The sequence below is a fragment of the Mesorhizobium sp. AR10 genome, assembly GCF_024746795.1.
GTDB lineage: Bacteria > Pseudomonadota > Alphaproteobacteria > Rhizobiales > Rhizobiaceae > Mesorhizobium.
This window is the reverse complement of record NZ_CP080524.1, coordinates 97,425-111,134: the sequence shown is the minus strand read 5'-3', so window position 1 is coordinate 111,134 and position 13,710 is coordinate 97,425. Positions and strand designations below refer to the sequence as shown.

The window sequence follows — 13,710 nt, the reverse complement described above, 5'->3', positions numbered from 1 at the left end:
AAAGAAGGAACGCGAAGATGGTTGATATCTATTCCCGCGAAAGCGTACTGCAGCACAAGTCGCGGCCCGGCATCGTCCCAATAGGTCAAAAGCTTTGGCCAGAGCAGGCAGTTGACCTGGGATCGCACACAGTTGCCCGTAGGCTGTCGGACACGCACTCCGACCACGGGGCTCCGCTCGCGTTTCTGTCGCGGTTCATCGTTCTTCAGGCGATCGGCGTCGCCGGAATCGTCGGCCTGTGGGTCGCCGGCATTGCCAGCAAACCGTTCGCCGGCGACAACGCGTTTCTGTGCTGGTTCATCGCTGCTATCGGTGCCTTGGGCCTTCTGTGTGTCTTCCTTCGACGCTGGCGCGATGTCGACTGGCTGGCGACCCATGTGGTGCGGATCGGGCTGCTCGGAACCGTGGTTGGGCTCATCGTCGCCTTCTCCGCGGCGCGCGCTGGCGGCTCGGCCGACCCCAATGCGATCCGGCCGATGATAGCGTCGGTGATCGACGGCATGTATGTCGCGCTCTATGCGACGCTGCTGGGGATAGCCACGAACCTGTGGCTGAAGATCAATCTTCGCCTGCTGGGGAACTTCGATGGATGAGGAAACTCTCACTGTCTGGCTCGACACCGCTCTCCTGATGCTCGGCGGCTTCGTCCTCATGACGGTCCTCATGATGACGGTGATGAACCCGCCTGCCAAGGCGAGCGAAACCGAGGGCGTCACATCGCCCGGAAACGTGACCGTTGAGACGCAGTGGCCCGACAAGCTCGACGCCGATGTCGATCTGTGGGTCCAGGCGCCCGGCGATGTGCCGGTCGGCTACTCCAACAAGAGCGGCAGGGTATTCGATCTGCTGCGCGACGACCTGGGGATGGCGCAGGACATGACCGACTCCAACCATGAAGTCGGCTATTCGCGGGGAGCTCCCGCTGGCGAGTACGTCGTCAATGTTCACATGTATCGCGGCGTCAACGTCAAGTATCCCGTCCCGGTGAAGATAACTGTCAATGTGAAGCGCGATTCCACCAAGTCGTCAGCGCCGCTGGCCACAACGAAGGTCGAACTGCGCAAGCCCAACCAGGAGCTTACCGCCGTGAGATTCCGACTCGATTCAACTGGCCAACTGGTGCCAGGCAGCATCAACAGCATCTTCAAACCCCTACGTGTGGCGGCCACCCAATGATGATCGCTCCCGCCATATTCGCCCTGCTGCTGGGCGCGTTCATCTTCGTCATCCTGCCGCATGCAGGCATTGCCCGCCGCATCCTCTCGGTAGGCATCTTCCTGGCGCTGATCACCGTCGTCTATGTCGGTGCCAGCGAGCTTCTTGGCCGTCCCAAGCCGCTGACGCTTGAGTGGCGCGACCCGACAAAAGCCCAGGTGGTGGGCGCCGTCCCGGTTGAGAACGAAGCCATCTACGTATGGCTAACCACAACGGGCTCGAGTGAGCCGCGCTTCTATGTGCTGCCATGGAGCCAGCAAGCCGCGCAACAACTGCAAGACGCGATGGGCAAGGCGGAGGCCGACGGTACTGGGGTTGAGATGAAGATGCAGAGCGCGGACGCAAGTCTCGATACCCGTGAGCCGATGTTCTACGCACGGCCGCAACCGGCCCTGCCGGCAAAGGACTATCAGAGCGGCGTAAGCCCCCTCGTCTATACGCAGCCTGGCCCCACGGCTGATGGGACTCTGTAACTGAGCATGCCCACGCAAAGCTCGCCCCTCTCTCATGTTGTGAACGCCATCGCTGCAGGACGAAACGCTGTGCTGACTGTGGGCGGCAGACGAACTGGTCAGCATGATCGAAGCGCGGCTTCTCGGCCCACCTGAGGATCCCGAAATATATGTTTCCTTATGAAACTACGCTTCGGGCCGTCTCGAATTCATATGCAGCCCGGCTGTAAGTTTGCTTCTCTGGCGCGAATTTCATTTCAGCAGGACAGCGCGCCGGGAAGGGAACGGGTTTCACCAGCGCCGGCTTGGAACCAAGTCGGGAAACCATCGGAGCATTCCGCTGCGCTAGTGATTTCTTCGCGGCTGACAGCCCGTTCCTCTTCCGTCTCCCCTGGCTGCGAGCGGCAATGATTGTTAGGTTGGATCAGGTTTCTCGGCAGACTGTCGGTAGGTTCACCCTGAAGCTCTGCATATCCGTGCTCATCGCTTCCCTTGGAAAAGCCGGATATGCCGGCACGTCGACATGGCTTGGTCTCTATGCCGTTTTCGCGGCCGTGGTTGCGGTGATCCTGGGACAGCGATTTCCCACCAAATCCTTCAACCACTGGGACGAGGCCTTGTGGCTGGTCGCGGCCGCGCTGGGGATACAAGTGATCCAGAAGGCGTTTTTGTAGTGGCTATCGATCGCGACGGGAAAGTCGAAGCACGAGCCGCCCGGACTCATTAACGCACTATGTCGACCGGCGTTGAAATGGGCGCCTGCATTTCTCAAATCGGCGTGTCTCGTGCCTCATCTCTAAGTTGGAACAGGACCAATGGATCCGCAAAATCATCCACTCCAATCTAAGCACTCAGAGCAGGGTGACGCTGTACCAAGCCTCCAAACTTTGTCCTTCTCCAAAATTGTCATGGGATTGATCCCGCTGACGATCACCTTTCTCGCTTTCGTGGCCGTGCTGTCAGCGGTGAGAACGCTTTTCGGCTAGCGTCGGAAGGCAACACTCCGTCGGGTTCAAGCGCCCTTGTACCTATGACTTTTTGATATCTTTGACCTTTTCCCTCTCTCGAATACAAATGCCGAGCCTTCTATTTTTCTCGAAGCAGCCGGCCATTTACCCGCTGCAGGCAGTCGTCACCTGGTGACGACGACCGAGAAGGGAAGGAAAAATCCGATGTATCGTTACCGCCTTTATGTGCCCACCCATCGCCCGCTGCCAGTGTCGTCGGTGAAAGCCGACATCAAGGCAGCCGCTCACGATACCAGGGCACCATCAACCGCACCGTTCAGATTGACCAAGGTGCTGCTGACAATCGGCTTCCTGCTGACTGCCGCGGCAGTCGCCGCCTCGCTTTCGTGATCCGATACCAAAAGAGAAAAATCATGCCTAACCCCGTACCTCCTCGAACGTCGAACGCTCATCATCGCTTCGTCATCGGGCTCGATGGCGAAGGCCATTGGATCGCCCGCGATGAACAGGGGCAGACAGGCGGCGTTTTCGCCGACAGGCTTTCCGCGATCCGTTTCGCGACCATGGAGAGCGACCATCAGGCCGGCGCGATACGATTCGCTCCCCGGTCCGCACGCCTCTCGCTGTTCAACTGAGCTGCCACCGGCCTGACCTGGACGACGAAGCCATCCAACCGCTGACGTCAGAATTCCTTCGGGCACATTTCGGTAGCCAATCATGGAAACCCTCGACCCCACCGATCTGAGCAGCCTGCTCGAGCGCTTGACGCATACGCGCAGGCTGCTCGAACACCAGCTGTGGGAAGCAGCGCGTATCCTGTCCATCGACAAATCGTCTCCGACAGGCCGGCGGTTTGCCGGCCTGGTCGAGGCTGGCGCCACGTTCGATCCCGCAATGTTGCTGGTCGCGATGTCGAAGCCTGGTCGATCCGTATCGAGCCTCAGCAATACAGGCAGGTGCTGGACATGCACGGTTCAACCGGCAGCGGGTCTCACCGGAGCAGCAACAAAGCGGTTCACGACAGACCATGCGGACCTGCCCGCCGCGGTTCTGGCGTCGCTGATTTCCTCGCTTCTGAACGCAGAGGAAAGCCCGTGGACAAAAGGGCTTTCCAAACCGGCCAAAGGAACCTGTACACACCATGACACCTGAACAAGCACGCGTGGGCCTCAATGGCGCCATGACCGCACTGGTAACCCCTTTTTCAAACGGAGAAGTCGACCTGCCCGGCCTGACGACATTGCTGGAATGGCAGATCGAACAGGGGATCGACGGCCTGGTGCCATGCGGCACCACCGGCGAGGCACCGACCTTGTCCTGGGAAGAACGTCTCGACGTGCTTGCCCGGTGCGTGAAGGTCGCCAGCGGCAGGGTGCCGGTCATCGCCGGCACCGGCACCAACAACACCGAAGCGACGGTCGCCTTTACCACCGCGGCGGAAGCATTTGGCGCCGATGCCGCCCTGATCGTGACGCCGTACTACAACAGGCCGACGCAGGAAGGCATCTACCGCCATTTCGAGGCCATCGCCCGCAAGGTCAGGATTCCGATCATTGTCTACAATGTTCCGGCTCGCACCGGCGTCGACCTGTCCCCGGAAACGATCGAGCGCCTGGCACAGATTCCGACCATCATAGGCATCAAGGACGCGACGGGCGATCTGAGCCGGCCGTCATCGCTTGCCGCTGCTCTGGGAGAGCGCTTCATCCAGTTCTCCGGCCATGATTCGACATCTTTCGGCTTCAACACGATGGGCGGCCGCGGCACGATTTCCGTGGTCTCCAACGTCGCGCCCCGCCTGTGCGTCGAAATGCACGATGCGTGCCGCGCCGGAGATCACCACAGTGCCAGGGCAATACACCATCGGCTGCGGCCGCTCATCGCGGCCCTGGAGTTGGAGAGCAATCCAATCCCGGTGAAATATGCATTGCACCTTGCATTGGGGCTGAGCCCCGATGTTCGCTTGCCGCTGACGCCGGTGCAGCCGGAAACCGCCAGCGCCATCCGTGAAGCGATGCTGGTGCTAGCCGAGAACGACAGCAGCGTTTTCAACTCAAGACGGGCTGTCAACGCCGGACAATGGTGGGTCTAGTCGACGAGAGCAAAGGGGGCGCTGTCAGGCTTTTCGCGCCCGCCTGCCCTTCTCTTCCATGAGGTAGACCAAGCCGGGGCGAACGATCCATTCGCCGGTGCGCAGGCTCTCGACGTCGAAGCGTCCGTCGGCAGCGCGCGGCGCAACGCCCGCAAAGCGATAGCGATGTCCGCTGGCGTCGACGACGGTTTCCGCGATTGGCGCGCCTGCCAGATGGCCGATGGTCGCTCCTTCGGATCGAAGATTCGCCAGGATGAAATACTCGGTCGGCAGGCTGCGCCCAACCCTGGCACTGAGCTTGAACGGAATGAGGCTTTTGTTCATTGGGACCACCGGTCGCATTCGCGCGATCAGGTGTGTGTCACCTCTGGATCGGCCCGCGAACAGACCTGCGCTACATAGTCGGCAGCCACATATGAATTCGAGAGGACTGCGCGACCCAAATTATAAACGCCGCATAGGGGACGGCCGCGCTACGCGTTCGAAGCCGCTCCGTCGTAGCGAACTGTTCTCCAGACCCGAAACAGAAGATGAAACGATGTCGCCTCGACCAGAGGGCTATGGCCGATCGATGAACCCATCGCCGTCGGCACCAAGGTGACATCTGCGGATCGCACATCTCGGACAACCCACCGATCATAAAGGTATCCTCTTGATCGGATAGGCAGTCCCACGCAGTGCGACGCTTCCCGAAAATAGGTCTGGACTCCAGAGCGTCGCCTATGTACGGTCTACTATGAAACGTTTCATATCAGCTATTGAACGCGACCTATGACCGCAAAGCCAACAATGAATGACGTCGCCTTGCGGGCGGATGTATCGCTTGGGACAGTGTCAAAGGTGTTGAACGGCGATCCCACGGTCGGCGCAGAGCTTCGTGACCGCGTTTTCGATGCCTGTGCGCAGCTGAACTATCAGCACAACCGCATCGCGGCGAGTCTCAGGAGTCGCCAGACGCGCACGATCGGGATCATCATTCCCGACATTCTCAATACCTTCTATGCGGCGCTCGTCGAAAAACTGGAAAATCTTGCATCGGCAAGTGGCTACACCGTCATGGTGGTGACCACGGGTGAGGATGCCAGCCGGGCCGCCGCGCGCATCGAGGTTCTCAAGCAACGACAGGTCGACGGCATGATTATCATCCCGTCGCTCAATGCGTCCGAGAGCCTGGAGAAGACAGTTGGATCAGGCATTCCGTGCGTTGTGGTCGACCGCGTATCGGCCGAAAACCCCTTTCCCAGTGTCGCAACCGATAATGTCGATGCGGCTTATCAAGGCACCCGCTATTTGTTGTCGCTCGGCCACAAGCATATTGCGCTTGCCGTCAACTCGCCGAAGCTCTGGAACACCCAGGAACGCATCGCTGGCTTTGAGCAGGCGATGCGGGAGGGACAAGGACGGGCCGACGTGCGGATCGTTGGCATGAGCGTCGAAGAAGCCCGGATGTCGATCGGCAATTTTTTTCGCGAGCCAGATCGTCCGACAGCCCTGTTCGCGGCGAACAACCTTGTGACGCTGGGTGCAATCAGCGCTCAGCTCGATTGCGGCATCGATATTCCGGGTGACCTGTCACTTCTTGCCTTCGACGATTTTGAATGGTTGCGGCTCCTGCGACCGGCGATCAGTGCCATCCAACAGCCGATTGACCAAATCGCGGTCGATGCGTGGCGATTGGTGTTTCAACAGATCAGCAAGCGGCCGATCAGCGGCCAGCACGTTCGTGCTGGTGCTCAGCTGGTGATCAGGCAATCCACTGCAGCTATTACGGGGCTCGGCAGAAGAGTGGTGGCAAAGTGAGCGAGTTTGCAGGCAAAAGCGCCGTCATCACAGGAGGAGGGCGCGGCATCGGGCTGGCTTGTGCGCGCCTGATCGCCGAACGTGGCGGAGTGGTCATTCTGCTGGGCCATGACGCGGGCATGATCGAGGGCGCCGCGGCAGAACTGCGTACGGACGGACTTTCCGCGGAAGCTATCGTCGCCGACATCAGTGTCGAGGCTGAGGTTGCCGCTGCACTGTCGCGGGCGGAGGAGGCGACGGGAGGCATCGACATTCTCGTCAACAATGCAGCGATTCAACCCTACGGCACGGTGGCGTCGATGGATTCCCACCAATGGGACTGTGTCATGGGAATCAATCTGCGTGGCGCCTACCTCGCCTGTCACTATGCATTGCCACGTATGGTCGGACGAGGTCATGGCGCGATCGTCAACATCGCCTCGGTTCAGGCGTTGGCGAACCAGGCGCGAGTCGCGGCGTATGCGACGTCAAAGGCTGGCATGCTGGCGTTGACACGCTCGATTGCCGTCGATTTCGGTCGCGCCGGCATTCGCGCCAATGCCGTCTGTCCAGGTTGCATCGATGCGCCGATGACGCGGTTTTCCGCCACCGAGACAGCGCCGGGTCAGGAAGAGGAGACGATCCGGCTGTGGGGCAATGCTCAACCGCTCGGACGGGTTGGACGGCCGAAGGAGGTTGCTGAAGTGGTGGCTTTCCTCGCCAGCGACCGGGCGAGCTTCTGTTCGGGCGCGGAGTTCAAAGTGGATGGCGGCCTGATGGCGGCACTTGGTGTGGAGCTGCCTGATCCGAGATGAAACGTTTCATAACGGAAGGCTGACGCTGAAGTTTTGGGAGGAAGAGCAATGAGCGAATGCCGATGTGGATCCTGGAGGGTCGGGCCATGTCACTAGCTGGCACGATCTCAACGCCCCAGAAATGGCCGTCGCGGCAGGTGGTCGTTTCGGTGCTGGTCCTGATGGCGGTCCTGGTCGCGCTCGGTGTCATTGCGCCGAATTTCTTTCGCTACAGCAACATCATCAATGTCCTGTTGCAGGCGTCACTGCTGGGCATCCTGGCGATCGGCATGGCTGTGGTGATGATTGTTGGCGGGATCGATCTTTCCCTGCCGGCCAACATGGCGATGAGCGCTGTCTTGGGCGCTCTTTATATGAGGGCGACTGGGGATTGGACGGTGGGTCCGCTGATCATGATCGGCGCCGGCGCCGCCATCGGGACGGTCAATGGCTTCGCGGTCGGTCGGCTCAAGATGATCCCCTTCGTCGTGACGCTTGCCATGATGACGATGGTCTCCGGCGCCACCGTCTGGATGACGAACTCCCTGAGCATCTCGCAGCTGCCAGAGACGTTTGTCGATGTATTCGGGGCGCGGCCGATCCTCAAGATTCCCGTGACGGTCCTGATCGTCGCCGGTCTTGGTTTCGTCCTGACGACCTTGATGCGGTCTTCGATCGCCGGGCGGTGGGCCTATGCTGTCGGGATCAATGAAAAGGCGGCTCGCGTAGCACGCATTCCGATCGCTCGCGTCGTGGTCGGCAGCTACGTCTTTTCCGGCCTGATGGCCGGCCTTGCGGCGATCCTTGTCACGGCAAGGCTGGGTGCCGCATCGGCGAACATGGGCAATGACGGCATGGTGCTGGACATCGTATCGGCCTGCGTGGTCGGCGGCGTCAGCATTTACGGCGGGTCGGGGCGCGTTCTCGGTGCCTTGTTCGGCGCTCTGCTGATTACAGTCCTTTCGAACGCCATGAACCTGATGGGCGTGTCGTTCTATTTCAGTCTCGTGATCAAGGGGGCGGTCATCATCGCCTTCGTGGCGGCCGACAGACGCAATGGGGGCCGCTCATGAACTCCGATGTCATGCTGAGAATGGATGGCATTGCCAAGTCGTTTGGATCCATCCCGGCGATCACACGCGCTGGCCTGGAAGCTCGCAGCGGTGAGGCCATCGCCCTCATGGGAGCGAACGGAGCGGGCAAGTCCACGCTCATGAATATTCTTGGCGGGGTCGTAGCCGGTGACCGTGGGCGGATTTCCATCGACGGCGTGGACGTCACTTTGCGCTCACCACGGGATGCGACGCATCACGGCATCGCCTTCGTCCACCAGGAACTGACGATGTTTCCGACGATGAGTGTTGCGGAAAACATCTTCATCGACGAGATGCCTTCTTCCGGATGGTTCATCAGGTCCTCCGAGATGATGCGCCAGGCTGAATTGCTGCTTGCGCGCCTCGGTTGCGAGATTTCTCCCGCGACGCCCGTCGAACAGCTGAGCATTGGTGACCGGCAACTGGTGGAGATTGCTCGCGCGCTGCGGCATCGCGCAAGGATCGTGATCTTCGATGAGCCGACGTCGTCGCTGTCGGGGCCCGAACGTGACCGGCTCTTCGCCGTGATCGAGAGTCTCAAGGCTGAAGGCGTGGCCATCATCTATATCACGCATTTTCTCGATGAGATTTTCACTGTCTGCGAACGCATCTCGGTCATGCGAAATGGCGAGACAGTCTGGTCTTCGGCAATGTCGGAGGTCGACGCCTCGACGGTGGTTCATCTCATGCTCGGCATTTCAGAAGGCGAGGGACGGATCCGCGAGCCGGTCGCAGTGCCCGGCGTCGCGCTGATGTCGGTCACGGGTCTCAGCCGCCAGGGCGCCTTGCATGACGTGAGTTTTTCACTCCGCAAGGGTGAGATCGTTGGCCTGTGGGGGCTGCTTGGATCAGGGCGTACCGAGTTGCTGCGAGCGTTGATCGGGCTCGATCCGATCGACGCTGGACAGATCCGTTGGCGCGAAGGCGCGGTCGAGGCCGACATTACGTCGGAGCAACTGCGCGCGCATGTCGGAATTGTCACCGAGGATCGCCGGGGCGAAGGTATCCTTCTGCCGCTTTCGGTCGCCCAGAACATTGCGCTTCCAAATTTGAGATCGCTGCTGAACCGATGGCGGCTCGTGTCTCAGGCTGGGGAAGGGACACTGGCAGCCGCCATGATCAAGCGGCTTCAGATCAAAGTTTCCAGTGCGGAGCAAAGCCTCGGCACGCTGAGCGGTGGCAATCAGCAAAAGGTCGTATTTGGCCGTTGGCTAGCCACCAATCCACGTCTCTTTCTGCTGGACGAGCCAACGCGCGGTCTCGACGTGAGCGCCAAGGCGGAAATCATGAAACTCGTCGTCGAGCTGGCCGAACAGGGCTGCAGCTGCCTGATTGTCTCCTCGGAACTCGAGGAGCTGATGCGCGTCTGCGACCGGTATCTGATTATCAGGCGGGGACGATTGATCGGAGAATTGCATGGATCGGCGACCAGTGGAGAGTTGATGCAATCGATCTCGACAATCAACTGAATGTCAGAGGAAGTCATGAATATCAAATATGCCTTGGAAGAACTCGTCAGGTATGGGTTTTTCGTTGTTCTGGCAGCAACGTTCCTGCTGTTTTCCGTTCTGACGGAACATTTTCTGTCAGGCGAGAATATCTTGAACATTTTCCATACGATGGCGCCATTGGCGATCATTGCCTCGGGCCTCGGCCTCGTCATCATCTCGGGCAGACTGGATATTTCCGTCGGCTCCACCGCGTTCCTGTCGTGCGCGATCGGTGCGCTTCTCATGAAGGACCATGGCCTCGACCCGATCCTTGCAACGTTTGTCGTCCTGGTCTGCGGCGCGTTTCTCGGTGCGGTCAACGGCGCCATCGTTTCGGTGCTCAAGGTCAACTCCCTCATTGCGACGCTCGGTACGATGATCGCCTATCGAGGCATTGCCCTGTCGTTGACGGATGCGCTCCTGGTGCCTCTGCCCGAGCCAATTCGCGTCCTGGGCAATGCTCGGCTCGGTCCCATTCCGACCGACATCCTGATCATGCTTGTCATTCTTGTCGGCGTGCATCTGCTCCATGCCAAGACGGCGTTCGGCCGGCAACTTGTGGCAATGGGCAACGACGTGGCCATTGCGCGAAAGGTTGGGCTGCCGGTTGATCGGACAGGCTTCCTCAGCTTCGTGCTTGCGGGTGTGCTGGCGTCCGTAGGCGGCATTCTAACCACGGTTCAGAACGGTGCGGTCAGTCCCTGGCTCGGCAGCGGTGTTGAATTTACGGCGCTCGCGGCGGTCGTTGTGGGCGGCATCAGCCTTCTCGGTGGCCGTGGAACCATCCTTTTCAGCATTATCCCCGGGGCATTCATCTTCGAGATGATCCGCAACGGTCTCACCCATCTCGGTGCCACGCCTTATTCCTATCGGCTTGTCGGTGGCGCCGTGATCTTCGCAGCGATGTATGCGGATGCCCTGAAGAGCGGACGCGTTTCGCTCAGATGGAGGACAGCTCCCTAGTCGGGTCCGTTCTGGATATGCGCACAAGCCAATCAACCAAAGGAGGAAACAAATGAAACGTTACATTCTAAGTGCTGCGTTATTGCTCGGTCTCGCAGGCCTGTCGCCTGTTCATGCCGAGCCGCTGAAAGTCGGGTTCTCGCTGGACACCAAGGAATCCACACTTCAGACGGCATGGGAGACCTTCCTGAAGTCCGAGGGAGATAAGCAAGGCAAGGCTGCCGGGTTGGAATTCGAATGGACGATCAACGTCGCAAATGCCGATCCTGCCCGTCAGGCGGCGAACATCGACGATCTGATCACTGCCGGCGTCGACGTCATCATCGCCCGTGCCTTCGACTCGGGCGCGATCGGGACGTCGATCAAGGCGGCAAAGGAAGCTGGAATACCTTTCGTCACATTCGATCGGGGCTCCACAAGTGGGAAGCCGACTGCGCATGTGGGGGGCGACAGCTATGACCAGGCGCGCAGCACCGGATTGGCTTTTGCCGAGATCCTGAAGAAGGCAGGAGTGAAAGGAAAGTGCATCGAGCTTCAGGGCATGCTGACCGACATCAATGCGGTCAACCGGAGCAAGGGCTGGAATGAAGTCGGCAAGGAGACCAGTCAGTACGAGACGATTCTCCAGGTACCGACGGAATGGAATCCCGAGCTTTTTCTCTCGGGTCTCACCAATGCTCTGACCGCGAAGCCGGAGGCCAATTGTGTCTTCGCGGCGAGCGACTTCGCGTTTCCATCGATCCAGGCCGCCCTGGAAAAGGCCGGCCGATGGGCACCGACGGGCGAACCGAAGCATATGTGGCTCGCAACCAATGACCTCCTGTCAGCGGCCGTGAAGCCGATGGAAGATGGCTACATCGACGTCTCGACCACCTGGGACGCATATTTGCAGGCCAAGGAAGCCGTTCGCGTCCTTGTCGCCATCAAGAAGGGGGAGGATCCGAAGTGCGGACCGGATGGCTGCCTTGCCAAGGGGCGCGTTGTGACGCCGGCGACTATCAAGGACACGCCGGATCTCTGGTCGCGGGACTTCAAATAACCGATTCCAAATGACGGTCACGTCGAGGGCAATCTGCCCTCGCCGTGACCGGAGGTGTTTATCTGGCAAGCGCGCCCGTTGTAGACTTCGGGGCGGAGTCTTTGATGAAGGCGCTCAGCACAGCGTCGCGGCGATCGCCTCTTCGTGCGCCCCGGGGCGGCAATTCCGGCTTCGTGCCATACGAGACAATTGCTTTCTCCGATCATCCTCAAGAATGGGATGGATTTCCTGCCATATCGTCTCTTCCCGATCTATATATCGGTTGAGATCGATGCAGGTGAAGATGGACCACGACATCATAATGAAGGCGCTGGCGCACCCGTTTCGACGTGATGTCCTGGCGTGGTTGAAGGAGCCTGAACGGCACTTCGCCGCGCAGGTGCACCCGCTTGAGATGGGCGTCTGCGCCAGCCAGTTCGACCATCGCGGCTTGGCGCAGTCCAGTGTTTCCGGGCATCTGGCGACGCTGGCGTCGGCCGACCTCGTTACCACGCGGCGGGTCGGCCAATGGGTGTTCTACAAGCGCAACGAAGAAACCATCGCCGCTTTTCAGGCCGCCCTGTCCGATCTCTGACGATCCTCCCCATTTCCTCCCCCGAATGCATGAAAGGCATTTCTCATGGCTAACCTCTTTGATCCCCTGCGGGCCGGCGACCTGGCACTGGCGAACCGCATCGTCATGGCGCCGCTGACGCGCAATCGCTCACCCAATGCGGTGCCCGGCGACCTCTCGGTAACCTACTACGGCCAGCGCGCCACGGCCGGGCTGATCGTGACCGAGGCCACCGCCATCAGCCATCAGGGCCAGGGCTACGCCAACGTACCCGGCCTTTATGGCGCGGATCAGCTTGCCGGCTGGAAGCGCGTCACCGACGCCGTTCATAAGGCCGGCGGCAAGATCGTGGTCCAACTCTGGCATGTCGGGCGCATCTCGCACAATACGTTGCAGCCTGGCGGCGGCAAGCCGGTGGCGCCGTCCGCGATAAGGGCAAAATCCAAGACTTTTCTTGTCAAGCCGGATGGCAGCGGCGAGTTCGCTGAGACCTCCGAGCCGCGCGCGCTAGATGCGGCCGAAATCCCCGGCATCGTCGATGATTTTCGCCGCGCCGCCAAGGCGGCGGTCGAGGAGGCGGGTTTCGACGGCGTCGAGATCCATGGTGCCAATGGATATCTCGTGGACCAGTTTCTGCGCTCGGGCACCAACCATCGCACCGATGATTATGGCGGCTCCATCGAGAACCGGACGCGCTTTCTGTTCGAGGTGGTCGACGCGGTCACTGGCGCTGTCGGCGCCGGCAGGACCGGGATCAGGCTGTCGCCGGTGACGCCCGCCAACGACACTTCGGATGCCAATCCGCAGCTGCTTTTCAACCATGTGGTGGCAGGCCTGGGCAGTCGCGGCCTCGCCTATATCCATATCGTCGAAGGGGCGACTGGCGGCGCGCGCGACTTCCGGCAAGGAGATAAACCATTCGACTATGCGGAACTCAAAGCCACCTATCACAAAGCCGGCGGAGACGGCGCCTGGCTGGTGAACAACGGCTACGGTAAGGAATTGGCCGAAACGGCCGTTGCGGACGGCCACGCCGACCTCGTCGCGTTCGGCAAGCTCTTCATCGCCAATCCGGACCTCGTCAGCCGATTGAAGCGTAATGCCGAACTGAACGATCCGGACACGGCAACGTTTTATGGCGGCGGTGCCACGGGCTACACGGACTATCCGACTGCGGCCTGAGTAGCGGCAAGATCCCATTGCGAGGTCAAGCAAGACTACGGCTCCAACAACCAGCCCGTCGTCGACCGTTCGGTTACCGCTTCGATCTC

17 protein-coding genes are annotated in these 13,710 nt (G+C 60.2%); 16 read left to right on the top strand and 1 reads right to left on the bottom strand.

The features are described 5' to 3' along the window. Positions 1–17 precede the first annotated feature (17 nt). From LHFGNBLO_RS04065 to dapA, 8 genes are all read left to right on the top strand, one after another. Positions 18–593, top strand: coding sequence for a MotA/TolQ/ExbB proton channel family protein (locus LHFGNBLO_RS04065; protein WP_258604584.1), 576 nt, complete (start codon positions 18–20; stop codon positions 591–593). Next, entirely contained in the window at positions 586–1,176 is a 591-nt protein-coding gene (locus LHFGNBLO_RS04060; protein WP_258604582.1) for a hypothetical protein, read from the top strand. Before LHFGNBLO_RS04065 ends, LHFGNBLO_RS04060 begins: the two co-directional genes overlap by 8 nt. Next, positions 1,173–1,688, top strand: coding sequence for a hypothetical protein (locus LHFGNBLO_RS04055; protein WP_258604581.1), 516 nt, complete (start codon positions 1,173–1,175; stop codon positions 1,686–1,688). Before LHFGNBLO_RS04060 ends, LHFGNBLO_RS04055 begins: the two co-directional genes overlap by 4 nt. A gap of 455 nt (positions 1,689–2,143) precedes the next feature. After that, on the top strand, positions 2,144–2,341 hold the full coding sequence (locus tag LHFGNBLO_RS04050) for a hypothetical protein (RefSeq protein ID WP_258604579.1): 198 nt from the start codon (positions 2,144–2,146) through the stop codon (positions 2,339–2,341). A gap of 498 nt (positions 2,342–2,839) precedes the next feature. Further along, positions 2,840–3,025: a hypothetical protein gene (locus tag LHFGNBLO_RS04045; RefSeq protein WP_258604577.1), complete on the top strand. Its 186-nt coding sequence runs from the start codon at positions 2,840–2,842 to the stop codon at positions 3,023–3,025. Positions 3,026–3,048: 23 nt separating this feature from the next. After that, positions 3,049–3,270: a hypothetical protein gene (locus LHFGNBLO_RS04040; RefSeq protein WP_258604575.1), complete on the top strand. Its 222-nt coding sequence runs from the start codon at positions 3,049–3,051 to the stop codon at positions 3,268–3,270. Positions 3,271–3,352: 82 nt separating this feature from the next. Continuing rightward, complete coding sequence (locus tag LHFGNBLO_RS04035; RefSeq protein WP_258604573.1) at positions 3,353–3,787, top strand: hypothetical protein; 435 nt, start codon at positions 3,353–3,355, stop codon at positions 3,785–3,787. After that, positions 3,777–4,727, top strand: a complete 951-nt coding sequence (dapA, locus tag LHFGNBLO_RS04030; protein WP_258604571.1) for a 4-hydroxy-tetrahydrodipicolinate synthase — start codon at positions 3,777–3,779, stop codon at positions 4,725–4,727. Before LHFGNBLO_RS04035 ends, dapA begins: the two co-directional genes overlap by 11 nt. 24 nt (positions 4,728–4,751) lie before the next feature. Here the strand turns inward: dapA and LHFGNBLO_RS04025 are convergent, their stop codons facing one another. Continuing rightward, entirely contained in the window at positions 4,752–5,051 is a 300-nt protein-coding gene (locus LHFGNBLO_RS04025) for a hypothetical protein (protein WP_258604570.1), read from the bottom strand. Between the two features lie 465 nt (positions 5,052–5,516). On the opposite strand from LHFGNBLO_RS04025, the gene LHFGNBLO_RS04020 reads away from it, so the two are divergent. The 8 genes from LHFGNBLO_RS04020 to LHFGNBLO_RS03985 all read left to right on the top strand — a co-directional run bounded on the left by LHFGNBLO_RS04020 (position 5,517) and on the right by LHFGNBLO_RS03985 (position 13,621). Beyond that, a complete protein-coding gene (locus LHFGNBLO_RS04020) occupies positions 5,517–6,527 on the top strand; it encodes a LacI family DNA-binding transcriptional regulator (protein WP_258604568.1) in 1,011 nt (336 codons plus the stop codon). Beyond that, positions 6,524–7,321, top strand: coding sequence for an SDR family NAD(P)-dependent oxidoreductase (locus LHFGNBLO_RS04015; RefSeq protein WP_258604566.1), 798 nt, complete (start codon positions 6,524–6,526; stop codon positions 7,319–7,321). Before LHFGNBLO_RS04020 ends, LHFGNBLO_RS04015 begins: the two co-directional genes overlap by 4 nt. 86 nt (positions 7,322–7,407) lie before the next feature. Beyond that, entirely contained in the window at positions 7,408–8,373 is a 966-nt protein-coding gene (locus LHFGNBLO_RS04010) for an ABC transporter permease (protein WP_258604564.1), read from the top strand. After that, positions 8,370–9,863: a sugar ABC transporter ATP-binding protein gene (locus tag LHFGNBLO_RS04005; RefSeq protein WP_258604562.1), complete on the top strand. Its 1,494-nt coding sequence runs from the start codon at positions 8,370–8,372 to the stop codon at positions 9,861–9,863. Before LHFGNBLO_RS04010 ends, LHFGNBLO_RS04005 begins: the two co-directional genes overlap by 4 nt. Positions 9,864–9,878: 15 nt before the next feature. Further along, positions 9,879–10,847, top strand: a complete 969-nt coding sequence (locus LHFGNBLO_RS04000; protein ID WP_258604561.1) for an ABC transporter permease — start codon at positions 9,879–9,881, stop codon at positions 10,845–10,847. A gap of 52 nt (positions 10,848–10,899) precedes the next feature. Further along, positions 10,900–11,886 (top strand): sugar ABC transporter substrate-binding protein, encoded by a 987-nt coding sequence (locus tag LHFGNBLO_RS03995; protein ID WP_258604559.1) that lies wholly within the window; start codon positions 10,900–10,902, stop codon positions 11,884–11,886. 283 nt (positions 11,887–12,169) lie between these two features. Then, positions 12,170–12,460 (top strand): ArsR/SmtB family transcription factor, encoded by a 291-nt coding sequence (locus LHFGNBLO_RS03990; RefSeq protein WP_258604558.1) that lies wholly within the window; start codon positions 12,170–12,172, stop codon positions 12,458–12,460. A gap of 45 nt (positions 12,461–12,505) precedes the next feature. Then, complete coding sequence (locus LHFGNBLO_RS03985) at positions 12,506–13,621, top strand: alkene reductase (RefSeq protein WP_258604557.1); 1,116 nt, start codon at positions 12,506–12,508, stop codon at positions 13,619–13,621. The last annotated feature ends 89 nt before the right edge of the window (positions 13,622–13,710 follow it).